Annotated in this window: 29 protein-coding genes; 19 read left to right on the plus strand and 10 right to left on the minus strand. The window is 71.3% G+C overall.

Annotated features, from left to right (window positions below):
* Positions 1 to 110 precede the first annotated feature (110 nt).
* The 3 genes from ABZT93_RS04875 to ABZT93_RS04885 form a co-directional block, all read right to left on the minus strand.
* Positions 111 to 392, minus strand: coding sequence for a hypothetical protein (locus tag ABZT93_RS04875; RefSeq protein WP_356017378.1), 282 nt, complete (start codon positions 390 to 392; stop codon positions 111 to 113).
* A 104-nt stretch (positions 393 to 496) separates the two neighbouring features.
* Positions 497 to 1,291 carry a hypothetical protein gene (locus ABZT93_RS04880; protein ID WP_356098960.1) on the minus strand — a complete coding sequence of 265 codons (795 nt, stop codon included), beginning with the start codon at positions 1,289 to 1,291 and terminating at the stop codon, positions 497 to 499.
* 244 nt (positions 1,292 to 1,535) lie between these two features.
* On the minus strand, positions 1,536 to 1,775 hold the full coding sequence (locus tag ABZT93_RS04885) for a chaplin (RefSeq protein WP_356098963.1): 240 nt from the start codon (positions 1,773 to 1,775) through the stop codon (positions 1,536 to 1,538).
* A 250-nt stretch (positions 1,776 to 2,025) separates the two neighbouring features.
* Between ABZT93_RS04885 and ABZT93_RS04890 the strand changes: the two genes are divergently transcribed.
* From ABZT93_RS04890 to ABZT93_RS04930, 9 genes are read left to right on the plus strand one after another with little or no spacing between them, the layout of a single operon-like run.
* Positions 2,026 to 2,289, plus strand: coding sequence for a hypothetical protein (locus ABZT93_RS04890; protein WP_356099814.1), 264 nt, complete (start codon positions 2,026 to 2,028; stop codon positions 2,287 to 2,289).
* Positions 2,290 to 2,337: 48 nt separating this feature from the next.
* Positions 2,338 to 3,513, plus strand: coding sequence for a glycosyltransferase (locus ABZT93_RS04895; RefSeq protein ID WP_356098966.1), 1,176 nt, complete (start codon positions 2,338 to 2,340; stop codon positions 3,511 to 3,513).
* Positions 3,510 to 4,934 (plus strand): exopolysaccharide biosynthesis polyprenyl glycosylphosphotransferase, encoded by a 1,425-nt coding sequence (locus ABZT93_RS04900; RefSeq protein ID WP_356098970.1) that lies wholly within the window; start codon positions 3,510 to 3,512, stop codon positions 4,932 to 4,934. The genes ABZT93_RS04895 and ABZT93_RS04900 overlap by 4 nt, the downstream gene beginning before the upstream one ends.
* 4 nt (positions 4,935 to 4,938) lie before the next feature.
* A complete protein-coding gene (locus ABZT93_RS04905; RefSeq protein WP_356098973.1) occupies positions 4,939 to 6,252 on the plus strand; it encodes an O-antigen ligase family protein in 1,314 nt (437 codons plus the stop codon).
* A complete protein-coding gene (locus tag ABZT93_RS04910) occupies positions 6,249 to 7,907 on the plus strand; it encodes a lipid II flippase MurJ (protein WP_356098976.1) in 1,659 nt (552 codons plus the stop codon). Before ABZT93_RS04905 ends, ABZT93_RS04910 begins: the two co-directional genes overlap by 4 nt.
* Before the next feature lie 37 nt (positions 7,908 to 7,944).
* On the plus strand, positions 7,945 to 8,634 hold the full coding sequence (locus ABZT93_RS04915) for a polysaccharide deacetylase family protein (protein ID WP_356099788.1): 690 nt from the start codon (positions 7,945 to 7,947) through the stop codon (positions 8,632 to 8,634).
* 1 nt (position 8,635) lies between these two features.
* Positions 8,636 to 9,790: a glycosyltransferase gene (locus tag ABZT93_RS04920; protein ID WP_356098978.1), complete on the plus strand. Its 1,155-nt coding sequence runs from the start codon at positions 8,636 to 8,638 to the stop codon at positions 9,788 to 9,790.
* Positions 9,787 to 10,443: a lipopolysaccharide biosynthesis protein gene (locus tag ABZT93_RS04925; protein ID WP_356098981.1), complete on the plus strand. Its 657-nt coding sequence runs from the start codon at positions 9,787 to 9,789 to the stop codon at positions 10,441 to 10,443. Before ABZT93_RS04920 ends, ABZT93_RS04925 begins: the two co-directional genes overlap by 4 nt.
* Positions 10,440 to 11,561 carry a GNAT family N-acetyltransferase gene (locus ABZT93_RS04930; protein ID WP_356098984.1) on the plus strand — a complete coding sequence of 374 codons (1,122 nt, stop codon included), beginning with the start codon at positions 10,440 to 10,442 and terminating at the stop codon, positions 11,559 to 11,561. The genes ABZT93_RS04925 and ABZT93_RS04930 overlap by 4 nt, the downstream gene beginning before the upstream one ends.
* A 28-nt stretch (positions 11,562 to 11,589) precedes the next feature.
* Here ABZT93_RS04930 and ABZT93_RS04935 read toward each other — a convergent pair whose 3' ends face one another.
* The gene (locus ABZT93_RS04935) at positions 11,590 to 12,906 is read right to left on the minus strand and encodes a glycosyl hydrolase (RefSeq protein WP_356098987.1); all 1,317 of its coding nucleotides are present in this window, start codon (positions 12,904 to 12,906) and stop codon (positions 11,590 to 11,592) included.
* Between the two features lie 169 nt (positions 12,907 to 13,075).
* Here ABZT93_RS04935 and ABZT93_RS04940 point away from each other — a divergent pair, with 169 nt between their 5' ends.
* Both ABZT93_RS04940 and ABZT93_RS04945 read left to right on the plus strand, forming a co-directional pair.
* Entirely contained in the window at positions 13,076 to 14,392 is a 1,317-nt protein-coding gene (locus ABZT93_RS04940; RefSeq protein ID WP_356098991.1) for an ATP-grasp domain-containing protein, read from the plus strand.
* Positions 14,392 to 15,684, plus strand: a complete 1,293-nt coding sequence (locus ABZT93_RS04945; protein WP_356098994.1) for an NAD(P)-binding domain-containing protein — start codon at positions 14,392 to 14,394, stop codon at positions 15,682 to 15,684. The genes ABZT93_RS04940 and ABZT93_RS04945 overlap by 1 nt, the downstream gene beginning before the upstream one ends.
* 72 nt (positions 15,685 to 15,756) lie before the next feature.
* Here the strand turns inward: ABZT93_RS04945 and ABZT93_RS04950 are convergent, their stop codons facing one another.
* The 3 genes from ABZT93_RS04950 to ABZT93_RS04960 form a co-directional block, all read right to left on the minus strand.
* The gene (locus ABZT93_RS04950) at positions 15,757 to 16,440 is read right to left on the minus strand and encodes a chaplin (protein WP_356098998.1); all 684 of its coding nucleotides are present in this window, start codon (positions 16,438 to 16,440) and stop codon (positions 15,757 to 15,759) included.
* Positions 16,441 to 16,545: 105 nt separating this feature from the next.
* On the minus strand, positions 16,546 to 16,797 hold the full coding sequence (locus ABZT93_RS04955; RefSeq protein WP_356099001.1) for a chaplin: 252 nt from the start codon (positions 16,795 to 16,797) through the stop codon (positions 16,546 to 16,548).
* A gap of 200 nt (positions 16,798 to 16,997) precedes the next feature.
* Positions 16,998 to 17,396 (minus strand): rodlin, encoded by a 399-nt coding sequence (locus ABZT93_RS04960; RefSeq protein ID WP_356099004.1) that lies wholly within the window; start codon positions 17,394 to 17,396, stop codon positions 16,998 to 17,000.
* 245 nt (positions 17,397 to 17,641) lie between these two features.
* Here ABZT93_RS04960 and ABZT93_RS04965 point away from each other — a divergent pair, with 245 nt between their 5' ends.
* From ABZT93_RS04965 to ABZT93_RS04990, 6 genes are all read left to right on the plus strand, one after another.
* Positions 17,642 to 18,040, plus strand: a complete 399-nt coding sequence (locus ABZT93_RS04965) for a rodlin (RefSeq protein WP_356099007.1) — start codon at positions 17,642 to 17,644, stop codon at positions 18,038 to 18,040.
* Between the two features lie 301 nt (positions 18,041 to 18,341).
* Positions 18,342 to 19,754 carry a condensation domain-containing protein gene (locus ABZT93_RS04970; protein WP_356099010.1) on the plus strand — a complete coding sequence of 471 codons (1,413 nt, stop codon included), beginning with the start codon at positions 18,342 to 18,344 and terminating at the stop codon, positions 19,752 to 19,754.
* Between the two features lie 214 nt (positions 19,755 to 19,968).
* Entirely contained in the window at positions 19,969 to 20,217 is a 249-nt protein-coding gene (locus ABZT93_RS04975; protein WP_356099013.1) for a hypothetical protein, read from the plus strand.
* A gap of 62 nt (positions 20,218 to 20,279) precedes the next feature.
* Positions 20,280 to 20,657, plus strand: coding sequence for a hypothetical protein (locus tag ABZT93_RS04980; RefSeq protein ID WP_356099016.1), 378 nt, complete (start codon positions 20,280 to 20,282; stop codon positions 20,655 to 20,657).
* An 85-nt stretch (positions 20,658 to 20,742) separates the two neighbouring features.
* Positions 20,743 to 21,081 carry a hypothetical protein gene (locus ABZT93_RS04985; protein WP_356099018.1) on the plus strand — a complete coding sequence of 113 codons (339 nt, stop codon included), beginning with the start codon at positions 20,743 to 20,745 and terminating at the stop codon, positions 21,079 to 21,081.
* Positions 21,082 to 21,406: 325 nt separating this feature from the next.
* A complete protein-coding gene (locus ABZT93_RS04990) occupies positions 21,407 to 21,745 on the plus strand; it encodes a hypothetical protein (RefSeq protein ID WP_356099021.1) in 339 nt (112 codons plus the stop codon).
* 128 nt (positions 21,746 to 21,873) lie between these two features.
* Here ABZT93_RS04990 and ABZT93_RS04995 read toward each other — a convergent pair whose 3' ends face one another.
* The 3 genes from ABZT93_RS04995 to ABZT93_RS05005 all read right to left on the minus strand — a co-directional run bounded on the left by ABZT93_RS04995 (position 21,874) and on the right by ABZT93_RS05005 (position 23,304).
* Positions 21,874 to 22,161 carry a hypothetical protein gene (locus ABZT93_RS04995; RefSeq protein WP_356099024.1) on the minus strand — a complete coding sequence of 96 codons (288 nt, stop codon included), beginning with the start codon at positions 22,159 to 22,161 and terminating at the stop codon, positions 21,874 to 21,876.
* A gap of 199 nt (positions 22,162 to 22,360) precedes the next feature.
* Positions 22,361 to 22,651: a hypothetical protein gene (locus tag ABZT93_RS05000; RefSeq protein ID WP_356099026.1), complete on the minus strand. Its 291-nt coding sequence runs from the start codon at positions 22,649 to 22,651 to the stop codon at positions 22,361 to 22,363.
* A 173-nt stretch (positions 22,652 to 22,824) separates the two neighbouring features.
* Positions 22,825 to 23,304, minus strand: a complete 480-nt coding sequence (locus ABZT93_RS05005; RefSeq protein ID WP_356099029.1) for a hypothetical protein — start codon at positions 23,302 to 23,304, stop codon at positions 22,825 to 22,827.
* Between the two features lie 472 nt (positions 23,305 to 23,776).
* Between ABZT93_RS05005 and ABZT93_RS05010 the strand changes: the two genes are divergently transcribed.
* Both ABZT93_RS05010 and ABZT93_RS05015 read left to right on the plus strand, forming a co-directional pair.
* A complete protein-coding gene (locus ABZT93_RS05010; RefSeq protein ID WP_356099032.1) occupies positions 23,777 to 24,553 on the plus strand; it encodes a hypothetical protein in 777 nt (258 codons plus the stop codon).
* A gap of 76 nt (positions 24,554 to 24,629) precedes the next feature.
* On the plus strand, positions 24,630 to 24,905 hold the full coding sequence (locus ABZT93_RS05015) for a hypothetical protein (RefSeq protein WP_356099034.1): 276 nt from the start codon (positions 24,630 to 24,632) through the stop codon (positions 24,903 to 24,905).
* The last annotated feature ends 180 nt before the right edge of the window (positions 24,906 to 25,085 follow it).

A 25,085-nucleotide genomic window follows, 5' to 3' on the forward strand; every position in this document is an offset into this window, starting at 1 on the left:
CCGAACGAGGGAGGCGCCGCGGCGCCGTGCTGTCCGGCTCGAACAGCACGAAGGGCCGATCCCGGGCGGCGACCGCCGCTGGGGAATCGGCCCCGGCGTGGAGGATGACGTCACTTGCCCACGGGAAGTCCACCGAGGAGTCCGCGCCTGGAGTTCGCCTTGGCGGTCGCCTTCTTGGCGGTGTGGAGCACCGACTTCTTGTTCTCCGTGTTCAGCGCGTCCGACTGGTGCTGCAGCGGCCGCACGTCGAGGGGGCCCTTGGTGAGCGAGTTGACGGCGCCGTTGAGGCTGGTCGGCGTGAGATCGGCGGTGTCCTGAGCGAACGCGGGTGCGGCGGCACCGGCGAGAACCAGGGAACCGGCAACAACAGCAGCAGCCTTCAGGGACTTCATCGTGTTCCTCTCTTCGGCAATCCATGTCATCGGGCGGGGAAGTCCGACACCGTGCCCAACGAGCCCCGGGCGGAGCGGAAACTCCGTACGCGGATATTGGGCTTTCATGAAAATGCCGGGGCGAGCGAGCCGGCGGGCGGCGAACTGCTCGGCAGCAAGGACAGGCCCGCCAGGTCGGGAGCGGGCAGTTCGGTGCCGACCATGGTGGCGGCGACGGTGTCGACCAGGGCGCTGATCACGGCGGGGAGGGTGGACTCGACCTGGGTGGCCTCTCCGGAGGTGACCGCGGCGAGCAGGGCGTCGACTGCCTTCCCCAGAGCGTCGATCACGTCGTCCAGCAGGTCGGCCGACGCCTTGCCGGACCGCGCCTCGGCGTCGTCGCGGTTCTGGATGAGCGTGAGCTGCAGGGAGGAACTCGGCGTCGTCGTGCCGCCCGTCGACGTACTCGGAGTCGACGTACTCGGAGCCGTACTCGGAGCCGCCGTGCCCGGAGCCGCCGTACTCGGAGCCGCCGTACTCGGAGTCGTGCTCATACCCGTGTCCGGCGGGGTGACGGCGGCCGCCGAAGCCACCTCCCCGGTGATCTTCGCGAAGGCGCTCTTGACGGCGTCCCCGAGCTTGGCCGCCTGCTCGGCGGAGAGCTGGCCGTCGTCGGCCTTGAGCACGGTGTTCAGCAGATCGGTGACCGGGGTGAGCACGCCGCCCAGTCCGGCCAGGGCCTCGACCTGGGGGCGGAGCACGTCCGCGTCGGGGACGGGTACCGGCGCATGGGCCGCCGCCTCGACGCGGTCGGCGGCCGAGTCCCTCTCGGCCGCCGCCGCGGTGGGACCGGCGACCGCGACGAGCAGTGCGGCGCAGAGCGCGCAGGAGGCGATACGCCGTGCGGGCAGACCACGCATGGGGTTCCTTTCGATGTGCTCGGATCCTGAGCTCACCGTGGAAGCGACCACCACGCCCTGCAACCCAAACGATCACCCCCTGACACCGCTCCGGCCGCGCCCCTCGGACATCACCCCTGGTAAGGGCATGCCAAGACATGGACCGCCCGCTTCGCAGGTCACCCCCCATCCGGGGAAACGCGGACCGGCCGCACTCCGTGGAGAGGTCCACGGGAGTGCGGCCGGCGGAGGCGGCTAGCCGAGGTCAGTCGTTCTCGCACTCGTTGCCGAACGCGGGGTTCAGCGCGGCGATGCCGTTGACCGTGTTGCCGCAGACGTTGATCGGGATGTGGATCGGGACCTGGATGACGTTGCCCGACAGCACGCCCGGGGAGTGGGCGGCAACGCCCTGCGCGCCGCTGTCGGCGGCGGCGATGCCCGCGGTGCCCGCAACGGCGGCGGCCGCAACGGTGGTCAGGGCCAGGCCCTTCGCGATACGCGACATGGGGAGGTACTCCTTGGGGATTGACACAGACCGGGCGGGGATGCCCGGTGCTGTGTCAACGCGTGACGCCCGCGCGGGTTGTGCGGCCAATGGGGTGATCTCACGAACGAACGTGCCTCACCAGTCCGACACACATGTCGGGTTTCACGGACTAAATGCGCATACCGGATAGGGTGCGAAGCTCTTGACGCACCCATGCGGCCAGCACATCGCATTCGTCACGCCACCTGCCGAAAGGGCAATGCCGGTCATGCGTATTTCCCGGGTCCCGCTGTGCCACGTTGCGAGGGTCGGCGGTAACGCCCTCGGGGTGCCGGCCGCTCCCGTCCGCGTCCGGGGCACCGTCCGCGCGGCGGACAACGACCTCGACGCGTCCGGCGTCGACCGGTCCGGTCTTTTCGAACTCGGCAAGGCGCCGCGGTCCGGTGGTGACCAGTCGGCCTGCCGGCTCGTTTCCCAGCGCGACGCGGCCAGGGCCGGCGTGCTCTTCGTCGCTGCTGCTGCCCGCGCGTAGGCGCCTTCCCTCCCGTCCCGAGCGCCGTCCGTGAGCGAGGAAACGCGCATGCACCAGTCAGTCCCCGACCCCCGGCCGCGGGTTCTGCACCTGACCCAGCCCGTGGACGGCGGGGTCGCCCGTGTGGTGACGGACCTGGCCCGAGCCCAGCTCGCGGCCGGTCTGCATGTCACGGTCGCCTGCCCTGACGGCCCCCTCGCCCCCGCCGTGCGCGGGCTGGGCGCCGACGTGCGGCACTGGCACGCCACCCGCTCACCGGGTCCGGCCCTGGTGCGGGAGGTACGGCGGCTCGGTCAGGTGCTCGAGGACGTGCGCCCCGACCTGGTGCACGCACACAGCGCCAAGGCCGGCCTGGTCGGCCGGCTCGCGGTGCGGGGGCGGATCCCGACCGTGTTCCAGCCGCATGCCTGGTCGTTCGAGGCGGTCGGCGGGATGACGGCGGCGCTCGCGCTGAGATGGGAGCGGTGGGGGGCGCGTTGGGCATCCCGGGTGGTGTGTGTGAGCGCGGCGGAGCGCGCGACCGGCGTGCGCGCCGGGATCGGCGGGCGGTGGACGGTCGTCCCCAACGGCATCCGGCCCGACCGCTTCCACCCCGCCCCCGTCGACACCGTACGGTCCGATGTCCTTCCCGGTGTCGATCCGGCGGCGCCTCTCGTGGTGTGCGTGGGGCGGCTGTGCCGGCAGAAGGGGCAGGACGTCCTGCTGGATGCCTGGGACAGCGTGTCGCGGCGGGTTCCGGACGCCCGGCTCGTGCTCGTCGGTGACGGGCCCGACCAGGAACGGCTGCGCTCCCGCGCACCGCGGTCCGTGCTGTTCGCCGGGGCCGTCACCGACACCGCGCCCTGGTATCAGGCCGCCGACCTGGTCGTGCTGCCCTCGCTCTGGGAGGGCATGGCGCTCGCCCCGCTGGAGGCGATGTCCTGCGGCCGCCCCGTGGTGCTGACGGACGTGGACGGTGCCCGGGAGAGCCTGCCACCCGCCCTCGTCCCCCGCTGCCTGGTGCCGCCGGGTGATCCGACGCCGCTCGCCGAGGCGGTCATCACGCTGCTGCTCGATCCGTTGCTGCGCGAGGCGCTCGGCCATCAGGGGCGCCGCCACGTCCTGTCCACGCACGACGTACGGCTCACCGCCGAAGCGGTGGCGGCCGTGTACCGCGACGTGCTCGGCGGCCCGGCCGCCGTATGCGCCGTGCCCACCGAGTACAGGGAGTTCATCCACTCGTGACCGCGGAAAGTACCGTCCCCTCGCCCGGTGCCCAGCCACGGGATCCCGGTTTCGCGCCCCTGTTCGTCAAACCGTCGCGCGGCACCGCACCCGGTTTCCGTTTCCCGGCCCGTAGACCCCCGGCCCGCCCCGCCTCCCCGGCCCCGCTGCTCGCCGCGGACAGCCTCGCCGCCCTGCTGGGCGCCGTGACACTCGCCGGCGCCGAGCACCAAGTGCTCCTTGTGGCGCTGCTGGTGACCGCGTCGATGCTGCTGCGCCGGCACCCGACCCGGCCGGTGCCGGGGATCCTCGACGAACTGCCCACCGTGTGCGGCCGGATCGCGATCGCCTGGCTGGCGGTCGCGGCGCTCGTCGCCGCCTACGCGCCCCACCACGCCCTGTCCGCCCGCACCCTCGCCACGGGCTTCGTGCTCCAGTCGGCGACGGCCTGCGTGGCCCGGGGCACCGTGCACTGGCGGCGGCGCGTGCTGCGGTGCGCCCGGCCGCGGGCCGCGCTGGTCGTCGGCCCGGCCGGGACCGCGCAGCGGGTGGCCGCCGCCGTGCTGCGGCATCCGCGATGCGGGGTGCGGCCGGTGGGCATCGTGGCCGAACAGCCGGACGGCGGCGGTCAGTTGCCGGTGCTGACGACCGGCGAGGAGGTCGAGCGGGCCCTCATCCAGAACGGCGTGCGCGACGTCCTGGTGGTCCATCCCTCCGCACGCTCCGCCCAGGCCCCGCTGCTGCGGGCGCTCGCCGAGTCGGGCTGCGCGGTGTGGGAGGTGGAGCCGGACTCACCGTCGTACGCCTCGAAGGACCAGCTCGCCGGGTTCTCCTGTCGTCGGCTGGACATGGGCTCGCGGCGGCGCGGTGGCCTCGGCAAGCGGGCACTGGACGTGGCCGTCTCCGGGTCGCTGCTGCTGATGGTCAGCCCGCTGCTGCTGGTGTGCGCGGTGGCGCTGCGGCTGACCGGAGGACCCGGTGTGGTGTTCCGGCAGGAGCGCATCGGCAAGGACGGCCGGCCCTTCACCCTGCTGAAGTTCCGCACCCACAGACCGGTCGACGAGCACGAGGCGGCGACCCGCTGGAGTGTGGCGAACGAACACCGCATGCCGTGGTTCTGCCGCTTCCTGCGCCGCACCTCACTGGACGAGCTGCTCCAGCTGTGGAACGTCCTGTGGGGCGACATGAGCCTGGTCGGACCGCGTCCCGAACGCCCGTACTTCGTCGCCAAGTTCAGCCAGGCCCACCCGGGTTACGCGGCCCGCCACCGCATGCAGACCGGCATCACCGGTCTCTCCCAGATCCACGGTCTGCGCGGGGACACCTCCATCGAGGACCGGGCCCGCTTCGACAACGCCTACATCGACAACTGGTCGCTGTGGCAGGACGTCTGCATCCTGCTGCGCACCGCGGCCGCGCTCGTGCGCCCGACGGGGAGCTGAGCACATGACCCACGCCCTGACCCTGCCCCGCGTCCGGCAGTGGCCCCCCGTCCTGCCCGCTCTCGCCGTCGTCGCCCTGCTCGCGCTGCCGCTCACCCCGGGCGACGAGGGCGGCGCGGGACCGGCCGACGCGGCCTCCGCGCTCGTCGTCGTGTACTGCGCGATCCGTCTCGTACGGGACCGGCGGCGCCCCCTGTCCCGTACGGCGGCCGTGCTGCTGGGCCTGCCCGTGGCCGGGCTCGCGCTCGCCGCGGCGGGGGCGGCCTCGCCGGGAGCGGGGATCAGCGGCATGGGCCGCTATCTGCAGGTGTTCGTGCTGGTCCCGGCCGCTGTCCTGCTGCTGATCCGCGACCGGGGTGACTTCCGGCTGCTGGCCTGGGCGTTCGTGGGACTCGCCGTGTGGCAGGGCGCGATCGGCACGCATCAGTACATGACGGGGACCGGCGCCTCGTACCAGGGCCAGGACATCCGGGCCGTCGGTACCTTCGGGGCGAGTGATGTGATGGGGATGGCGACCGTCGTCTCCTTCGGGCTGGTGTGCTCGGTGGGGCTGGCCCTGGGCCGGACGTCCGTACGGCAGCGGGCGGTCGCGGCCGGCTGCGCGGTCGCGCTGCTGCTGCCGCTCGCGCTGTCCTTCAGCCGCGGTGCGTGGATCGCGACGGCCGCGACGTGCGGGGCACAGCTGGTGCTGGCCGGGCTGCGGCGGGCGCTGGCGGTGACCGCGGTGGTGGCCGCGACGGGAGTGATCCTGGTGGGCGGGTTCGGACTGGGCTCGGCGCAGCTCCAGGAACGGATCGGCAGCGTCACCCGGGTCACCGACGCGCCCGACCAGTCCGTCACCGACCGCTACACGCTGTGGGCGGCGGCGGCCGGCATGTGGCGCGAACATCCGCTCACCGGCGTCGGGTTGAAGGGCTTCCCCGAGCACCGGGACACACACGCCTCCCTCGCGCTGTCCGCGGGCAGCGACACCGAGGGCGCGGGCGCCGACTTCCGCAAGCAGCCGCTGCTGTCCCCGCACAACATGTACCTCCTCGTCCTCGCCGAACAGGGCCTGCTCGGTCTGCTCGCGCTCGCGGGCTGTTGGCTGGGCCTGTTGGTGTGCGGGCTGCGCGGGCTGTCGCGGGTACGGCGGGACGGCCCGGGGCTCGACTGCGCACTCGTCGCCTGCGGCCTGTTGATCTGGCAGCTGACCGACTTCCTGTACGCCGACATCGGCGGCCCCTCGACGGTGCTGACGGCGGTGTGCTTCGGGCTGGCGGCATGGTGGGCGCTGGCCGGAAGCGGCGAGACGACGGCACGGGGCACGGTGCGGTGAAGGTGACCCCATCCCGGCCCGAAGCGCCCGCCGACAACGACACCCCGGTGGCGGTTCCCTCCGCCCGCACCGCCGACGCGAGCGAACTCGCCCCCGTCTCCGGGGGGTTCCTCGCCAAGGCCACCCTGGTCACGGCCGCCCTCTCCATCGTGGGAGCCCTGCTCGGCCTGGTCCGTGACCAGGCGCTGGCCCGGCTGTTCGGTGCCGGGAGCGAGACGGACGCCTTCCTGGTGGCCTGGACCGTGCCCGAGTTCGCCTCCACCCTGTTCATCGAGGACGGGCTGTCCTTCGCACTGATCCCGGCGTTCAGCCTGGCGCTGGCCCGCCGTGCGCAGGGCGCTCCCGGCGACCCGGTCCGCTCGCTGGTGGCCGCCACGCTCCCCTGGCTGTCGCTGGCCTTCGTCGGCGTGTCCGCGATGGTCATCGGCGCCGCCCCCTACCTGGTCGAGGCCCTGGCACCGGGGCTGCCCGACCCCGGCCTCGCCGTCGACTGCACCCGGCTGACGGCGCTGAGCGTGCTGGGCTTCGGGCTCGCCGGGTACTGCAGCGCCGCCCTCAGGGCACACCGGACCTTCCTCGCGCCGGCCGCCATCTACGTGGCCTACAACACCGGCATCATCACCGCGATGTTCGTGCTCGGCAGTCAGTGGGGCGTGCGCTCGGCTGCCGTCGGGGTCGCGGTGGGCGGTGGCCTGATGGTGGCGATCCAACTGCCGTCCGTCTGGCGGCAGTCGCGGCGCCGGGCGGCGCCCCGGGTCGCATCCGCCGAGGGGCCCGGACAGAGCATGACGCTGACGATGGTCGCCACCGTCCTCCTGTTCGCCCTGTGCCGACAGTCCCAGATCCTCATCGAACGCTTTCTCGCCTCCGCCCTCCCGGCCGGCGCCATCTCGCACCTCAACTACGCGCAGAAGGTGGCCCAGATCCCGATGACGCTGTCGCTGATGCTGTGCACGGTCACCTTCCCGGTGGTGGCGCGGGCGCTGGCCGACGGCGACACGGAGCGGGCCCGGGACCGCGTGGAGCGGGACCTGGCGCTGGCCGCGTGTCTGGTGCTGCTCGGCGCGGCCACGGTGATCGCCTGCGCCCCGCAGATGGTCGAACTCCTCTTCCAGCGCGGTGAGTTCACCGCGGCGGACACGGCGGCGACCGCGGGGGTCATGCGCGTGTACGCACTCGGGCTGCTCGGGCAGACCCTGGTCGGGTGCCTGGTCCGGTCGCACTTCTCGGCGGGCCGCTCCACCTGGTACCCACTCGGCGCAATGGCCCTCGGCATCGTCACCACCGCCGGGGTCGGCTCCTGGACGGTGGGCCCGTGGGGAGTGGCCGGGATCGCCGCCGCGAACGCCATCGGCATCACCGTCACGGCCATGGTGCTGCTCGCCGGCATGGGCCCGCGCAACGTCCCGATCCGTACCCGGCGGGTTCTCGTCGGGCTCGGCAGGACGCTGTGCGCGGCGGTCGTCGCAGCCGTCGCCGGCGCGTTCACGGCGAGCCTGTTCGGCTCGGCGGTACCGGGTCTGGCCGCGGGTTCCATGACCGTGGTCGCCGTCTTCGTCCTGTTCGCCAGGGCCCTGAACGTCCAGGGCGTCGCTTCCGCACTGCGTTCCGTACGCACCGTCACCCAAAGGCTCTCGTATGCCCGTTTCCGCTGACAGCACCCCTCTCAGAGGGCCGGTGCCCTGGGTGGCTATGTACCACTCCGTGGGCGACGACTCGGACGACCCCTACCGCGTCACGGTCACGCCCGAGCGGCTGGACCGGCAGCTGCGCTGGCTGCGCGGACGCGGCCTCACCGGGGTCTCCGTGGCCGACCTGCTGGCCGCCCGCGCCCGCGGCGAGGGCCGCAAGCTGGTCGGGCTCACCTTCGACGACGGTTACGCCGACTTCGTCGACCATGCCCTGCCGGTGCTGCGCCGGTACGGCTTCGGCGCCACGCTCTTCGCGCTGCCGGGCCGGCTCGGCGGGGACAACGCCTGGGACCGGCTGGGCCCGCGCAAGCCGCTGCTCACCGCGGACGGCATCCGGCAGGCCGCGGCCGAGGGCGTGGAGATCGGCTCGCACGGGCTGACCCACGTCGACCTGACCAAGGCGGACGACGCCCTGGTGAAGGCCGAGGTCGTCGAGAGCCGGGCCGCGCTGGAGCAGTTGACGGGCTCTCCCGTCAACGGCTTCTGCTACCCGTACGGCACGATCGACCAGCGTGCCGTGGACGCCGTCCGCGACGCCGGATACTCGTACGCCTGCGCGATCGACCCCGGTGCGCTGAACGGCCCGTACGCACTGCCCCGGCTGTACATCGGGCAGGGCGACAACGCCGTACGCCTGTCTCTGAAGTACCGGCTGCACCGCCTGCGCCGACGCCCTGTCGAGGGGGTCTGACGTGCGCGCTCTGCATGTCATCACGGGCCTCGGCGTCGGTGGTGCCGAGCAGCAGCTCCGGCTCCTGCTGCGGCACCTGCCGGTCGACTGCGAGGTCGTCACGCTCACCAACCCGGGCGCGGTCGCCGACGGGCTGGCCGCCGACGGGGTGCGGGTGACCCACCTGGGGATGGCCGGCAACCGGGACCTGGGCGCGCTGCCCCGGCTGGTCCGGCTGATCCGCGCGGGCGGCTACGACCTCGTGCACACCCACCTCTACCGGGCCTGCGTCTACGGGCGGCTCGCCGCGCGGCTGGCGGGCGTCCGGGCGATCGTCGCCACCGAGCACTCCCTGGGTGACTCGCAGATGGAGGGCCGCCCGCTGACGGCGGGGGTACGTGGGCTCTACCTGGCCAGCGAGCGCCTGGGCCGGACCACGGTGGCCGTCTCCCCCGCCGTCGCCGAACGGCTGAGGCGCTGGGGTGTTCCCGCTCCCCGGATCGAGGTCGTCCCCAACGGCGTCGACCTGGAGCGCTTCCGCTTCGACCCGGACCGTCGTCTGCGCACCCGGCAGCGGCTCGGCCTGCCCGAGACGGCGTATCTCATCGGCGGCGTCGGCCGGCTCACGGCCGCCAAACGCTTCGACGTCCTGATCCGCGCTCTGGCCCGACTGCCCGCCGACCACTGGCTGTTGCTGGTCGGCGGCGGGCCGGAGGAGCACGCTCTGCGGCGGACCGCGCAGGACGCCGGGGTCACGGACCGCGTGCTGTTCACCGGCGAACGCCCCTGCGTCCCGGACGGCACCCCCGGCCCCGACCTGCCCTCCCTCACCTCGGCGATGGACCTGCTGGCCTCCCCCTGCCCGGAGGAGACCTTCGGTCTGGCGATGGTGGAGGCGCTGGCGTCCGGGCTGCCCGTCCTCTACTCGTCCTGTCCGGCGCTCGAGGACCTGCCACCGCAGACCGCGGCGGCCGCGCGCCTGGTCCGGGGCGGCCCCGACGCCTTCGCGCGGGCCGTCACCGCCACCCGGGCCATGGGCCCCGGCCCGCGCACCGCGCCCGAGGCCGCCGACCGCTACAGCATCACCCGCAGCGCCGATCGCCTGTTGAACGTCTACGCGGCCGCGGTGGCCGCTCCTTCCACGTCTCCATCACCCCAGGGAGTCCCTTCCTCATGACCGAGAACCCCACCGGACCAAGCCACCCCGCCACCGGCCTGGCCCGCGTCAGGACCCTGCCGCCCTGGACCCTGCTCGCGGCCGGAACCCTCGTCGGCGGGCTGCTCGGCGGGGCGTACGGAGTCGTCGAGCCGCCCGAGTACACCGCCACCTCCTACGTCGTCGCCGTCCCGACCGCGAAGTCCGACCCGGCGACCGCGACCGGCTTCGCGCAGGCCTACGGCCGGGTCGCCACGCAGCTCGCGGTGCTCGGGGACGCTCAGGTGTGGGCCGGGGTGCCGGTGACGACGCTGAAGTCGAGCGTGCGGACTCAGACCTCGCCGGACGCCCCGATGGTCGCCGTCACGGCCACCTCCACCCGCCCCGACCTCGCCGCCGACATGGCCAACGCCGTCTCCCGCGCGCTGACCCGGCACGCGAACGACACCAAGGGCGCCACCCGTGTCGAGCTTCAGCAGTTCGCCCGCGCCACCAAGCCCAGCGAGCCGTCCTCGGCCTCTCCGGCCCTGCTCGGTCTGGTGGGCGCGAGCGCGGGCGGGCTGCTCGGCGGGCTGGTGCTGCTGGCCCGGCCCAGGCGGTCCGGGGACGCGTCCGGGCGCCCCGCGTCCGTACCGGGTCCGGCCCTGGCCGCCGACACCCACGGGCAGCTGTGACGTACCGGGCGGAACTCGTCACCACAGAACAGGGCTTCGCCGAACTGGCCGCGGAGTGGGGTGACCTGTACCGCCGGTGCGGGTCCGCCACCCCCTTCCAGAGTCACGCCTGGCTGCACTCCTGGTGGCTGTCGTACGGCAGACGCGGCCGGCTGCGGCTGGTGCTGGTGCGCGACGGTGCCGACCTGGCCGCCGCCGCGCCGCTGATGCGCGTGGACCGCCCGGTGCCGTCCCTCGTGCCGCTCGGCGGGTCCATCTCCGACTACGGGGACGTGCTGCTGGACGACGAGCGCGGTTCGGAGGCGGTCACCGCGCTCGCCGGGGGCCTGTCCGCGGCCGCTCGCACCGCCCTGATCGACCTGCGCGAGGTCCGCCCGGGCGGCGCCGCCGAGCGGATCTACGGCCACTGGAGCGGGCCCCGACGCCGGGTGGACGACTCGGTGTGCCTGGAACTGCCCGCCGTGTCCATGGACGAACTGATCACGCGCCTGCCCACGGCCAAGGCCCAGCAGCGGGTCCGCGCCAAGCTGCGCAAGCTGAGCGCGCTCGGGATCCAGCGGCACACCGTGACACCGGACGAGGTGGACAAGGCGCTGCGGCGGCTCATCGAGCTGCACACGCTCCAGTGGGAGGGCCGAGGGGTGACGCCCGAGCATCTGCGACCGCGGTTCCGTGACCACCTGGTGCGCTCGGTCGCGCCGATGGTGCGCTCCGGGGACGCGGTGGTCACCGAGTTCCGCCTCGACGACGACGTGGTGGCCGTGGACCTGACCCTGCTGTCGCGGCGGCTCGCGGGCGGCTACCTGTACGGCGCCCACCCGTGCCTGCGGGAACGGAAGGCGGACGTGGCGGTGATGCTGCTCGACGCGTGCAGCCGGCGCACCCAGGAAGGCGGCCACGGCACGCTGAGCCTGCTGCGCGGCAACGAGCCGTACAAGCACCACTGGCGGCCCAAGGAGGTCGTCAACCAGCGGCTGCTGCTGGCCCGGCGGCGCACGGCCCCGCTGCTGGCGGCGGTCGAGTGCGACGTGGCCGCGCGGCGGCGGGGCAAGGAACTGCTGCTCCACTGGCAGGGCCGGACGGAGCGGAAGGAGCGCCCCGATGGCGGCGGGTCCTGAGGGAGTCCGCCGCCACCGGCCCACCGCGCTACCGGTTGCGCGACAACCAGTCGAAGCGCAGGCACAGCTTCCCGCCGAGCCAGTACTCGACCCAGTCGCCCAGATCCACCGGCGTGCACTTGGGCGGACTCGTCGGGTTGGCGGGGACGGTGGGCTCGACCGGCTCCGTGACGGGGGCGGTGGGCTCGACGGGCTCCGTGACCGGGTCCGTGGGCTCGGCCGGCTCCGTGACGGGGTCGGGGATGGTGCCGGAGAGGAGGGACCGGTAGATCTCCGCCGCCCTCGGGTTGTCCGGGCACTGCCACACACCGTGCGGGCAGTAGTCGGTCAGCGTGTTGTAGAGCGGCTTGTGCTCGTTCATCCAGGCGAGCATGCGCCGCATGTACTCGGCGTTGTCCCCGTTGCGGAACAGTCCCCATTCCGGATAGGAGACGGGCTTTCCGTGGGCCTTGGCGAAATCGACCTGCGCCTGAAGTCCGTAGGGCTCATTCACCTGTTCGTCGAATGTCACCCCGGACGGCTGGTCGTAGGAATCCATGCCAACGATGTCGACCGAGTCGTCCCCCGGATAACACCGCGTCCAGGGCACGGCGTCCCGCCCCCGGGACGGCGCGAAGTCGAACCGGAACTTCTGGCCCGGCACCGCACGCATGGTCGTGACGATCCTGTTCCAGTACGTCTTCCATGCCTCCGGATCGGGCCCGCAGCGATGGGTGTAGGTGGTGCCGTTCATCTCCCAGCCGAGCACGATCACCGTGTCCGGCACCTTCAGCCGCACCAGCCGTTCGGCCAGGGCGCGGAAGTGATGGTCGAACCGGCCGGCCGCGCCCTGGCGCAGCAGCTGCCGCACCTCGGGGTCGGAGACGTTCTCCTCGTTGCGCTCCAGCATGGGGACGTTGAGGACGAACATCCTGTCGTCCCGCCCGGTGCGCCAGCGCGCCCAGGCGTCGAGGAAGCCGGGGGCGCCCTCGATGTTGCTCCAGCGGTCTCCGGGCAGATAGGTGTGCCCGACGCGCAGTTCGGCACCGCCCAGCCAGCGGCTGAGGTCGAGCATGCGGGCCACGCCGCTGGGGCCGTAGTCGAGATAGGCGCCGAACGCGGGGGCATGCTTTCCGGGCCGCTGCGGGGCCGGCAGGGGCGGAGGGGTCACCTTCGGCTGCTCGGGCAGGGCCGGGATCACGGGGACCGGTGTGACGGCGGGTGCCGGAGCGGGAGGATCGGCGATCCGCGCCACCCCCGCACCCGCCGCGAATCCCGGACCGGACGCCAGTGCCGTCGTCGCGACGACCGACGCCGCGACGACGGCCAACCGCCCGGACCGGGTCCGTCGATGCTGTGGGGCCATGCCTGCTCCTCTCTCCACGCTCGGACTTTCGCTTTCGCTCTCTTCGCCTCGCCCTCAGGCCTTTCCCTTACCTGACACTCAGTCATATCAATATGAATTCCGCCACCGTGCTTACGGCTTTCGTGTGCTCCGATCGCCCGCACGAGTGAAACAACCAAAGGACGATGCCGTGTCGCCGTTCGATGTCCGGGTCCCCGCAGTACTGCTGCGGATCGACCCCAATCCCTTTCACCACGGAACGCTGGGTGCCGTGCGCTCACTCGGCCGGGCGGGTCTGGAGGTGCACCTGGTCGCCGACTGCGCGGGAAGTCCGGTCCGCGCGTCCCGTTTCGTACGGCAGTTGCACCCCCCGCCGCCGCCCGGCGCGTCCCCGGCTGACATCGCTGTCGTACTGCGTCAGGTGGCCGCCCGGATCGCCGGGCCCGCCGTCCTGATCCCGATGGACGACGCGAGCGCGGTCGCGGTCGGGCGGCTGCGTGAGGAGCTGGCCCCCTCCTACCTCCTGCCGCAGCAACCCCCGGCGCTGCCCGAGCGGGTGGCCGACAAGGCAGAACTGGCCGCGGTGTGCGCGGCAGCGGGCATCCCGCATCCGGAGACGGTGGTCCCGACCAGCGCCGGCGAGGCCGCCGCAGCGGCCTGGCGGCTGGGCCTTCCGGTGGTGGCGAAGTGGAGCCGCCCCTGGCTGCTGCCGACGACGGGCGGGCTGCGCAGCACCGTCGTGGTGCGCAGCCCGCAGGAGGCGCACGAGTTGTACCTGCGCACCGAGGAAGCGGGCAGCCGGCTGCTGCTGCAGGCGTTCCTGCCGCCGGGCCCGGACCGCGACTGGTTCTTCCACGGTTACGCCGCCCGCTCGGGCGCGGTGATCGGTGGCGGCCCCGGTGTGAAGGAACGGTCCTGGCCGCGCGCGGCGGGCCTGACGGCGGTGGGTCGCTGGCGGCCGAACCCGGATGTGCAGGCGCTCGCCGAGCGGCTCACCGGCGCACTGGGCTACCGCGGAATCCTCGATCTCGACTTCCGCCGCTGCGGCGCGACCGGCGCCTACCACCTCCTCGACTTCAACCCGCGCCCCGGTGCCCAGTTCCGGCTCTTCGCCGACAGCGCGGACCTGGACGTCGTACGGGCCCTGCACCTGGACCTGACGCACCGTCCGCTGCCGGAGGGTTCGCCCCTGCCGGGGCGCGCCTTCGTGGTGGAGAACTACTCCCCGTTCACCCTGCTGCGCCCCGCGCCCGACGGACGGGAACTGGCCTGGCACGCGGAGGACGACCGGGAGCCGGGCCGGGTGATGCGGGGGCTGTGGGCACGCCATGTGTCGCGCCGCGTTCGGGAGCGACTGCGACGGCCGGGCGGAGTCGGAACCGGACGCCTGGTCGGGGCCACCGTGTCCGTGCCGCCGCCCTCCCCCGCCACGCCCTACCGGTCCCCCGCCCTTGCGAACGGGCTCCCTGACGAGCTGTCGGACGAGAAGAAAGTGAGCAGCTGCTGATGTACGACCTCCTGGTGGTGGGCGCGGGCCCGTACGGTCTGTCCATCGCGTCCCATGCCGCGGCCGCCGGACTGCGGCTGCGGGTGTTCGGCCGCCCGATGGCCTCGTGGCGCGACCACATGCCGCGCGGGATGTTCCTCAAGTCCGAGCCGTGGGCGTCCAACCTGTCGGACCCGGCGGGCCGTCTGCGGCTGGACGCGTACTGCGCGGGCCAGGGCGTGGCAGCCGAGCACGGGGAGCCGATCCCGGTGGAGATGTTCGCCGCGTACGGCCAGTGGTTCGCCCGTAACGCGGTACCGGAGGTGGACGAGCGCACGATCACGCGGATCGCCCCGTGCCCGGGCGGCTTCGAGGCGGTCACCGAGGACGGCGAGACCCTGCACGCCCGCACGGTCGCGCTGGCGGTCGGCGTGATGCCCTTCGTGGAGCTGCCGGCCGCCCTGCGCGCGCTCCCCGCCTCCCTGGTGTCGCACAGCAGCCATCACGACGATCTCGTCCGCTTCCGCGACCGGGATGTCACCGTGATCGGAGGTGGCCAGGCGGCCCTGGAGACGGCGGCCCTCCTCGCCGAGCAGGGCACACGCGTACGCGTCCTGGCGCGCGCCGACGAGCTGCAGTGGAACGACGTGCCGCCGCCCTGGCAACGCCCCTGGTGGCAGCGGGCACGCGCCCCTCACAGCGGCCTCGGCCCCGGCTGGCGCAACTGGTTCTACTCCGAACGCCCCGGCCTCTTCTACCGGCTTCCCGAGGCGAGTCGGACGCGGATCTGCACCACGGCGCTGGGGCCGGCCGGAGCCTGGTGGCTGCGTGACCGGATCGAACCGGTCGTCGAGGTGCGGCTCGGCCACGAGGTGGCGGCGGCCCGTCCGGTGCACGGCGGGGTACGGCTGGATGTGGTGAGCGGCGGGGGCGGATCGCAACCGTCGGGGTCGGGGCGGGTCCTGCGTTCCCTTGAGACGGAGCATGTCATCGCCGCCACGGGCTTCAGGGCGACCGGAGAGCGGCTGCGGCTGCTCTCCGACGAACTGCGCGGCTCCCTGGTGACGGTGGCCGACGGCGCGCCGCAGGTCGGGCGGGACTTCGAGTCCTCTTGTCCAGGACTGTTCCTCGCGGGCCTGGTGACGGCGTCCGGCTTCGGCCCGGCCATGCGCTTCGTGCACGGCGCGACCTTCACGGCGAGCACACTCGTGGGCGGAGTGCGGCGTCGCCTGCGCACGGGCACACCCGGCGGAACCATCCCGGCGCCCAGCGGCCGGGGGCAGCGCGGGCCGGCGCCCGCCGTGCGTCCCTGACATGGATCCTGGCCGGGTTGCCCGGCGTCCACGGGGAGGATGCCGGGCGTCCGCGGCCGGCATCTCCGCGTGTCATCGACGGGACGCTGCTCGGCTTCGCCGGTACAGGACGGCTCCGGCCGCGATCAGTGCGGCGCTCGCGGCCGAGGTGCCCAGCAGGGCCGCGCTGCCGGTCTCGGCCAGAGCGGGCTGTTCGCTTCCGGTGTGCGGGGGCGTGTGGCCGCTGTCGGCGGGGGGAGGCGTGCTCTTCCCCCCGGGCGGCGGGGTGGACGGAGGAGTCGTCGCAGGGGTGTCGCCGTATCCGTCCGGGGTGTCCTCGGTGCAGGCGTTGCCGAAGGCGGGGGCGAGGACGGCGGCCAGGTCGGCGCTGTCGCCGCACACGTTCACCGGCACCTCGACCGGAGCCCCCACGTCGTTGCCGGAGCCGGCGCCGGGCGAACCCTCGGTCCCGCCGTCCGCGTCCTCGTCGTGGTCATGACCCGAGCCGTCCGCGGAGTCGTGCGCACCGCCCTCGTCCCGCGTCGCGCAGTCGTTGCCGAAGGCCGGGTCGAGTGCGGCGATCACGTCGACCGTGTTGCCGCACAGGTTCAACGGCACGTCGACCGGCACCTGCACGTCGTTGCCGGACACCACACCCGGCGAGTCCACGGCGGACCCGTTCGCCTGCGAATCGGCCAGGGCGGGACTACCGCACAGGGACAGAACGCTCGTCGCGGCAGCGGCCGCGAACATTCCCCTGCTCAGGGTCTGTCGCACTCTTGATCGTCTTCCTGCTTGAAGAAATGGGAAAGCCGACCTTGGAACGGACGACGATGTCCAAGGCCGGCCATGACGCAGCTGTACGGCTGGTACGGAACGTTGTCAGCCGTTCACGCACACGTTGCCGAACGCCGGGTTCAAGATCCCGACAATGTTCACGGAGTTGCCACACACATTGATGGCCGCGTGAATGGGAACCTGGACCACGTTGCCGGACAGAAATCCTGGGGACCCGACGGCGACACCCTCGGCCTCCGCGTCAGCGAAAGCCGGAGTGGCCGCGCCCAGAGCCATGATCACGCCCGCAACGACAGCAGCGGTCTTCTTCATGAACTTTCCCTTCTCTGCGGTCATGCCTCATTGACGGCCGAAACCGCGCGAGCACAGCCGTACGGCTCGCACCATGACCAGCAGCCTGCACACGAGAAAATTGACCGAAGAAGGAAAAATGAACGCGCGACACTCCGACATTCACTCGGATGGGCCGCACAATACCGCCGCCGTACCGCCGAGAGAGCTACACGGCCGCCGACGCCCTCACCCTGCGCGGCGGCTTACTTCTCGCTGTTGGCCGACAGGAGCGACACGTCCTCCAGGACGTGCGAGAGCGCGCCGTCACGCTTGACGTTCGAGGAGTTGTCGCTGCACTGCTGCTGCAGGTGGTCCGAGAGAACCGGGATGTCCTGGATGGTGCCGCCGATGAACCCGTCGACGGCGACGTCGGTGTCCTGGACGCCCAGGCAGGGCTTGTTGAGCGTGCCCTGCACCAGCGAGAGCTGCGGGCTCATGTCGCCCTTGGTCACCGAGTTGCCGAATTTCGACGAGGCGCCGTTGCCGTTGGCCACGGTCGGCCCCTTATCGTCGCCGATGGCAAGCGCCTGGGGCGCGGCCGCCACCGACATTCCGATGACAGAAGCGGCAGCCGCCGCGGCAACCATTGCCTTCTTGAGCACTTCGCGTTCCTTTCGTCGTAGCGACGCATGTCCTACGGCCTCATCAACCGGACCCCCGTGAATTGGTTGCGGGGATTCACCCGGTTGGCCCGCATGAAATGCCGGTGCCCTGACCACCAGGGCCGAAGAGGCTCGCCGGGCGCCCTCGGTATGGGCCGACGGAGTGAACGCGAGAAACCATGCTGCGCCGACACAGTTGAACCAGAGCGCTCCCGCGCAGACGTTTCCTCAGAAAGGGTTGGCCAGTGATCAAGAAGTTTGTCGCCACTGCAGCTGTCGCCGCTTCCGCCTTGGGCGCCTCCGCTGCCGCGGTACCGCAGGCACTGGCGGTGGGGAACGACCAAGGCCCGAGCGTCACGAACGGCAACGCGGGATGGCAGTCCTTCGGCAATTCGACCACGTACGGGAAGATGAGCCCGCAGATCGCTCTCATCCAGGGCTCTTTCAACAAGCCGTGCGTCGCCCTGAACGACATTCCGGCCTCGGCCAACGGGGCCATCGGTGGCGCGATCCAGGACGTTCCGATCCTGTCCGACCACATGCAGCAGCAGTGCACCGAGAACTCCTCGAACGTCAAGCGCGACGGCGCGCTGGCGCACCTGCTGGAGGACGTCTCGGTCCTGTCCCAGAACGGCGAGGGCTGACATCGACAGGAGGGCGGGGCCACCGAACTGTTCGGTGGCCCCGCCTTCTTGCGCCCTCGGTGCGCCGACCCGTGGTCAACCCGCTTGCCGCCCGGGCCTGTTGTGCGACACTCGTGCTCAACCGGGCCGTCACGAAACCCGTCCTGGCTACGGCCGTTGAGCCGAGCGTGCCATCTCCCGTGGATCGCTTCGTCGTTCGAGGCGTCACACGTGTTGCTGAAATGTCGGCGACACGACGGCCACTGCTGCCACACGGCGGCCCCTTGATCAAGCTGGTGTCTTCTGCGAAGGAGACACCACCGTGCGAATTTCTGACATGCAGCGCTGCGAGGTCCGGCCGGGACAGCTCGTCGAGTGGACGGTCAGTGCGGCGACCGTCGCGGCTGCGGCGGTGCTGCCACCGGATCCACGGCCGCCGGCGTACATCCAGGAGTCGCACGTCAGGACGGCGCGGTCGGTGCGCGAGGACGGTCTGTTCGTACCGACGTGGATCGGAGCGGCCTTCGACCTGCCGGGCCCCGTGGACCTCCCCGCGCTGGAAGGGGCTCTGCGGGACTGGACGCTGCGGCACGAGACGCTGCGCAGCGGTTTCCGGTGGGCCGGGGACGACATGCAGCGCTTCACGCTCGACGCGAGCGACGTGTCGCTGCAACGCGAGGTGGTCGGTGACTTCACCGACCCGGAGGCGCTGGTCAGTTACCTCCAGGGCCGGTTCGACATCGCGGCGGACGCACTGGGTTGGCCGAACCTCATGTACGCGGCGGTCGTTCGCGAGGACTCCGTCAGTGTGTACATGGCCTTCGACCACACCAATGTCGACGCCTACTCCCTGCAGCGCATCCCGGAGGAGATCAGCGAGCTGTACCTGGCCGGCGTCAAGGGACGGCCCATCGCCGGTGCGCCTGTGGGAAGTTACGTCGACTTCTGCGAGCAGGAACGGGCGAACGCGGACGGGATCGACGACACCCACGCCATCGTCGCGCGCTGGCGGGAGTTCGTGGGCCGGTGCGACGGAAGGCTCCCGGAGTTCCCCGTCGACCTCGGTGTGCGGCCAGGTGGGGTTCTGCCCGCCCAGAAGCTGCTGTGCGAGCCGCTCGTCGACGCGAGCGCCGCCGCCGCGTTCGAGGAGTACTGCCGTCCCTACGGCGGCAGTCTGGTGGGCATCCTGGCGGCGACCAGTCTCATCGTCCACCAACTCGGCGGACAGTCGGTCTACCGCACGGTCGTGCCCTTCCACACCCGGCTGAAGTCCGCGTGGTCGGATTCCGTGGGTTGGTATGTCGGCGGGGCTCCGATCGAGGTGCCCGCGGCCCGGGACTTCGACGAAGCGCTCGTCGCGGTCCGCGCCGAGTTGCGGGCCAACCGGTCGCTGGCGCGCATCCCGCTGGCCCGTGTCCTGCGTCTGCTCGGTACGGACTTCCGCCCGACGTCACCCGACATGTACTCGATGGTCTCGTACGTGGATGCCCGCCTCATCCCCGGCTCGGCCCGTTGGGCGGAGCAGAGGGCGTACGGGCTGATCCGGGTGTCGTACGGCGACCAGGTGTGCGCCTGGGTCAACCGGTTGCACGAGGGCTTGTGGTTCGCCTGTCGCTACCCGGACACGGAGGTCGCCTGCAAGAACGTGCGGCGGTACGCCGAAGGACTGCGGGATGTGATCGTCTCGGTGCCCTCACACGGTCGCTTGCGGGTCGCGGAGCCGGTGTTCACCTGACGCGACTGCGCTTCTGCTTCAACCGTGTTGGCCCGTCGCCCGTCGGCAACCCGTTGCCGAGGCGGGCAGTTGGCGTCAACCCGGATCAGGTGCCGGGTGTATCCCCCTCAGGAACACGCCTGTTGCGCGCGGCGCCTGCTGTGACTACTGCTAGTATTCGGTCAGTCACGCTAGGCAATCGGCTGTGACGTACGAGCAACGAACGAGGTGTTCCATGCGCAAGTTTCAGCAGGTCGTGATCGCAGCAGCAGTGGCGGCGGGCGGCCTGTCCGCCGTCGGCGCCGGCACCGCAGCCGCCGCCGACACCTCCGACGGGGGGCTTCAGGTGAACAACCTCTACCGCCCCTACCAGGAATGCAGCCCGCAGACGGTGGCCGAGAACAACGTCCCGGTCGGCGTGCTCGGCCTCGCGACCACCATGGACACCACCTGCGGCCAGTTCAACACCGCCTTCACGGGCTGAACTCGGTAGTGCCGTCGGCGCGACGCCTCGCCCGGGCACCTCTACGAAGGACGACGCATCAGATGTTCAACAGAAGGAAGATCGCGGCCCTTTCGGCGTTGACCGGGGGCCTCCTCATGACCTGCGTCGGCATCGGCCAGGCGCATGCAGCGGCGGGCCCGGGAGCCTGCACTCGCGACCTGCTGGGCGGCTTCACCTGCACCCAGCGGATCGTGGGGGTGGTTCCCGAGGACGGCGTCATCCCCCACCAGGAGACCTGCACGCCGGTACAGCCCGTGACGGTGCCCGCCGCCCTGGGCAACGGCCGGGCCCGGTTGGGCCCCGAGGTGACCTGCACCCCCTCGGCAGCGACACCACCCGACGCGACCGGCACCGCACCTGAGACAACCGGCCTGCCGCACCGATCCACTCAGGCCGACGACGCGACATGGGGAATCTAGATCCTCGATAGCTACACAGTGTGTGTATATGCTCACACCGAGTAGCCAAGCCGGGCGGTTCTGCCCGGGTGAGAAAGGGTCAACCATGCGTATGTTCCAGCGTGCTGCAGTCGTAGCGGCGGCGATTGCGGGGCTGTCCACCCTCGGTGCCGGCGTCGGTTTCGCCGGCGACAACGGCGAGGCGCCTCCGCCGATCTCGGCCGTGGCCAACTCGTCGGCCAGCGCCGTCGCCTTCGGGGGCGACTACTTCACCGTCCCGCAGGGCCAGCCCGAAGCCCAGCCGCAGGGCGAGCCCGAGGGTCAGCCCGAGGGGCAGCCCGAGGCCCAGCCGGAGGCCCAGCCGGAGGAGCAGCAGCCCGAGGCTCAGCCGGAGGAGCACAAGAACCCCGAGGACGAGCAGGGTTACGAGCAGGGCGAAGAGTAAGAACCGCGCCGCAAGCCCATCCGCACAGCGCCACGACGGGCACCCCCACACTCTCGGGAAGCCTGACGCACATTGCACGAGCACAACGTCTCGGTCCCGCACCGCTTCAGCGGGTTCAACGGTGTGCTGAGTGAATCCCCGTGGCACATGCAGCCCGGACGCGCCGCTCGATCAGGGCACGCGTCCGGGCTGCGGCCGTCTTGCCGTCCGTCGCGGCCGACAGCACGTCCAGACGCAGAATTCTCTGTTCTGACCTTCTCGGGCTCGAGCGCACACCGGTCAATGGCAGGTGCGCTCGGGCCTCCGTCGTAAAGGAATACCGCACATGTTCACTTCGCAGAAGATCGCCGCCATCTCGGGGCTCGTCACCAGTCTCGCCGCGATCTGCCTCGGCGCCCCGTACGCCTACGCGGACGACGGCAACTGCGCGACAACGGCACAGGGTGACACCGTCTGCGTTCGCAAGAGTGAGACGCACATCGACAAGGACGACGCGCATATCGTCAACCAGGCGCAGGACTGCTCGACGGCAGACCAGCCGCATGTGGTGGACTGGCAGGACCATATGCTGGACGGTGGGTCCGCGAGCGTCGGGCCGGTCGTGGAGTGCTCCAACAACACCCCCCTGCCCGCGAATTTCAAGAAGCCGCACATCGAGTTCTGAGCATGACGACAAATGCCGGGCCAGGATGATTCCTGGCCCGGCATTTTGGTTATCCGGGAAGGCTTGCGACGAAACGAAAATCCCCGGCGCCCCGTCAACAATGCGGGGCACCGGGGAATGGCGGCGTCTTACTTGCCGACCGTGTTGCTGCAACCCATGCTCGAGCCCAGGGACGTCTGCTGGGCACCCGGGCTGCCCTCACCGTTCAGGAGGTTGCCGCCCAGGCCATTGGCAATGCCGACCTCACCGAGGATGTCGACGTTGCTGTCGTGCGACGTGCAGGAGCTGGTCTGCAGGATGTTGAAAGCGTCACCGCCCTTGTCTCCACCGCGGTCGGCGTGGGCGGTGCCGGCTCCAAGGAGGCCGATGCTCCCGAACGCGGCAAGGAGGACGGCAGCCGTGCGGAGCTTGTGCATGTCATCTCCGGTGAATTGAGGTGGACGCGATCCGAGTTGATCGACATCAGTGCGGTCATGAAGGCCGAAGGGAACAGCCGACAGGTTCCGGCGACGCGCCGGAACCATCGCCGCCTGGCAGGCCTGGCGGCACGCAAATGGTCCCGGCCCTGCGCCGGGACCATTTGCGGTGTTCGGCGCCTGGGCGCCGGGCAGAGCCTTAGAAGGCGCTGTTGTTGCAGCCCATCGTGGAGCCGATGTCGGTGGCCTGAGCACCCGGGTTGCCCTCGCCGTTGAGGCCGTTACCCAGCAGACCGTTGAGGATGCCGACCTCGCCCAGGACGTCGAGGTTCAGGTCGTGCGAGCGGCAGTTGGAGCTCTGCGTGATGCTGAACTTGTCCCCGTGCTCGCCTTCCTTCCCTCCCTGACCGCCGGCGTGGGCGGTGCCGCCCACGAGTCCGATGCTGCCGAGGGCAACGACCAGGACGGCAACGTTGCGAAGCTTGCGCATGTCTTCTCCGGTGAGAGTGAATGGGTGCGATCTGTGCGAGATCGACTCCTTACAGTTACGAAATATTAGGGCAAAGCATCCCAAAGCAGTCATAGGCGCGCCGGTTTCGTGATCGCGAAGCGAAACCACCCGGAAGTCGTAGCGCGTGGAATGTCCGGCCGCCCGCGGAAGAGCTAGCGCGCGGTGGCGAGGGCGTTCGACTGACTGTTGGCCTGGGTGCATTCGACGCCACGGGTCTGGGAGGCGGCGAGCACGGCGACCGGGACGTTCGCGTCGAGCACGGTCTGTGGGCTGCACTCCTGGTACGGCCGGAACAGGTTGTTCTGGGCCGGTGCGGCGGCGGCACTCTGCGCCATCTGCGGGGCCGGGGAGGAGAGTTGAGGGTTGATCTGTGGGTTGAGCTGAGGGTTGAGCTGCGGTGCGACCTGGGTGCCACGCTGCGGGGCCGACTGCTGAGGGGCCGGCGAGCCGTAGGTCTGCGTGGTCGCCTGAGCGGACGTGGCCGAGGCGGCCTGGGCGTCCGGCTGTGAAACGGGAGGCGGCACAGCCCCGTTGAAGGCGGCGGGGGTGACGGCAGAGCTCTGTCCCGCCCCGACGGCGGACAGTCCGCCGGCCGCTGCGACGACGAGCGCGAATCGCTGGAACTTGCGCATGGAATTCTCGGCCCTTCATTGACCTGTGCACGAAAGTCTCGGGAACGCTGATACGGCAGCGCAGTTGCAGCTGTTCCTACTGCCCTGAGCGGCCGCGATGGACCAACGTCCTTGCCCCGTGGGGAACGACACGAGAACAGACGCAGATACGGGCGCCGGACCGTGGTCACCCGTTTGCCGCAAACAGCTTGCTTGACGCCGCGACACGCACACATCAGCGCGGCAAACGGGTGACGGACCATGGGGTTCCGTGACCACGGCCAGGCGTCATCGTTCCAACGGGGAGAGGGCAGCGGTCGTGGACCTGAAAGAGGGTGAGGCGAGTCGCTGCCGGCTTTGATGCGAAGTCCGCGTGCCACTCGGAACAACCGCTGCTTACCGTGCATATGGGAGCAGCGCACCGAACTGCACGCGTGACCGCACTCAACGCAATGGACTTCCCTAATTTCAGGTATGAAGGGCCGAGAGTTTCATGCGCAAGCTTCACAAGGCCGTGCTCCTAGTAGCAGCGGCCAGCGGTCTGTCCGCCATGGGCACCGGCATCAGCCATGCCGACTCTCCCATCGCTCAACGCAGTCCCACGCCGGCGCCGGCTCCCGATCTCGGGGCTGCGCAGGCCGCCCCGGCACCCGCCTACCAGCCGGCTGCGCAGGCCGCTCCTGCGCCCGCCTACCAGCCCGCACCGCAGGTCGCCCCGGCACCCGCCTACCAGCCCGCACCGCAGCAGGCCCCACAGCCCGCCTACCAGCCGGCTCCGCAGGTCGCCCCGGCACCCGCCTACCAGCCCGCGCCGCAGCCGACCCCACAGCCCGCCTACCAGCCGGCTCCGCAGGCCGCCCCGGCACCCGCCTACCAGCCCGCACCGCAGCAGGCCAGCTACGCCGCCGCCTCGTCGCAGGGATCGGCACAGGCCTCGGCCTCGCCGTACCCGCAACAGGCCGTAGCCGCGCAGCCGGCACCGGCACCGGCACCGGCACCGGCCGCACCCGCGCCCGCCCCCGCACCGCAGCCTCAGGTGATGCCGCAGGTGATGCCGCAGGTCGCCCCGCAGGTGGCCGTGCCCCAGACCTTTGCGCCAGAGCCTCCGGCGAGTGTCACCCCGCAGGTGAACCCACAGGTCAACCCGCAGGTCAACCCGCTCCTCAACCCGCAGATCGCGCCGGCCGGCGCACCGCAGTTGGCTCCGGTCGGCCTCGGACAGCTCGCGGCGCCGCCCGTCGGTCAACTGGGGCTTCCCCGACTCGGCTGAACGGCCGCCCGAGCGCGTCCATCGCGTACCAGCCCGATCTGTTGCAGACCCCCATCCGCTCGAAATGGAGTACCCCATGCGCACGTTCCACAAGGCAGTCCTCGTGGGCGCCATCCTCGGCAGTGTCGGCTCCCTCGGCGCCGGCAGCGCCGTGGCACACGGTGAGCCGGGCCACGACATCGACGTCACTCAGGGCATCGAGTGCCGCTCGCACGACATGAACATCGAGGTGCTCGGCAGCGTCGGAGCACTCACCGGCCTGGCAGGCAACGTGCTGAACGGCGAGGGCAACCCGGGTGCGCAGCAGAACCAGCTCGGTTCAGACATGGGTTGCGACAGCCGGGCGTTCTGACCGAATCGAAGCCCGAATCGAAGCCCGACAGGCGGCCTTCGCCCCTCCCCTGCGCCGAGGCACTCTCGGTGCGGGGCGAGGGTCTTTCTGTGGAGCGGGCGGCCATGCGCGGTCACGAGGCGGCTCGAACAGGCTCCGACTGGTGTCTGCACACGACCTCGTTCCGGGCAAATGACTGAA

This window comes from Streptomyces sp. NPDC005303 (assembly GCF_040607335.1).
Taxonomy (GTDB): domain Bacteria; phylum Actinomycetota; class Actinomycetes; order Streptomycetales; family Streptomycetaceae; genus Streptomyces.

Coding starts and splice junctions, on each gene's coding strand:
- ABZT93_RS04875 (WP_356017378.1), bottom strand. CDS start 392: ATGAAGTCCCTGAAGGCTGCTGCTGTTGTTGCCGGTTCCCTGGTTCTC.
- ABZT93_RS04880 (WP_356098960.1), bottom strand. CDS start 1,291: ATGCGTGGTCTGCCCGCACGGCGTATCGCCTCCTGCGCGCTCTGCGCC.
- ABZT93_RS04885 (WP_356098963.1), bottom strand. CDS start 1,775: ATGTCGCGTATCGCGAAGGGCCTGGCCCTGACCACCGTTGCGGCCGCC.
- ABZT93_RS04890 (WP_356099814.1), top strand. CDS start 2,026: ATGCGTATTTCCCGGGTCCCGCTGTGCCACGTTGCGAGGGTCGGCGGT.
- ABZT93_RS04895 (WP_356098966.1), top strand. CDS start 2,338: ATGCACCAGTCAGTCCCCGACCCCCGGCCGCGGGTTCTGCACCTGACC.
- ABZT93_RS04905 (WP_356098973.1), top strand. CDS start 4,939: ATGACCCACGCCCTGACCCTGCCCCGCGTCCGGCAGTGGCCCCCCGTC.
- ABZT93_RS04915 (WP_356099788.1), top strand. CDS start 7,945: ATGTACCACTCCGTGGGCGACGACTCGGACGACCCCTACCGCGTCACG.
- ABZT93_RS04925 (WP_356098981.1), top strand. CDS start 9,787: ATGACCGAGAACCCCACCGGACCAAGCCACCCCGCCACCGGCCTGGCC.
- ABZT93_RS04935 (WP_356098987.1), bottom strand. CDS start 12,906: ATGGCCCCACAGCATCGACGGACCCGGTCCGGGCGGTTGGCCGTCGTC.
- ABZT93_RS04945 (WP_356098994.1), top strand. CDS start 14,392: ATGTACGACCTCCTGGTGGTGGGCGCGGGCCCGTACGGTCTGTCCATC.
- ABZT93_RS04955 (WP_356099001.1), bottom strand. CDS start 16,797: ATGACCGCAGAGAAGGGAAAGTTCATGAAGAAGACCGCTGCTGTCGTT.
- ABZT93_RS04975 (WP_356099013.1), top strand. CDS start 19,969: ATGCGCAAGTTTCAGCAGGTCGTGATCGCAGCAGCAGTGGCGGCGGGC.
- ABZT93_RS04980 (WP_356099016.1), top strand. CDS start 20,280: ATGTTCAACAGAAGGAAGATCGCGGCCCTTTCGGCGTTGACCGGGGGC.
- ABZT93_RS04985 (WP_356099018.1), top strand. CDS start 20,743: ATGCGTATGTTCCAGCGTGCTGCAGTCGTAGCGGCGGCGATTGCGGGG.
- ABZT93_RS04990 (WP_356099021.1), top strand. CDS start 21,407: ATGTTCACTTCGCAGAAGATCGCCGCCATCTCGGGGCTCGTCACCAGT.
- ABZT93_RS04995 (WP_356099024.1), bottom strand. CDS start 22,161: ATGCACAAGCTCCGCACGGCTGCCGTCCTCCTTGCCGCGTTCGGGAGC.
- ABZT93_RS05000 (WP_356099026.1), bottom strand. CDS start 22,651: ATGCGCAAGCTTCGCAACGTTGCCGTCCTGGTCGTTGCCCTCGGCAGC.
- ABZT93_RS05005 (WP_356099029.1), bottom strand. CDS start 23,304: ATGCGCAAGTTCCAGCGATTCGCGCTCGTCGTCGCAGCGGCCGGCGGA.
- ABZT93_RS05010 (WP_356099032.1), top strand. CDS start 23,777: ATGCGCAAGCTTCACAAGGCCGTGCTCCTAGTAGCAGCGGCCAGCGGT.
- ABZT93_RS05015 (WP_356099034.1), top strand. CDS start 24,630: ATGCGCACGTTCCACAAGGCAGTCCTCGTGGGCGCCATCCTCGGCAGT.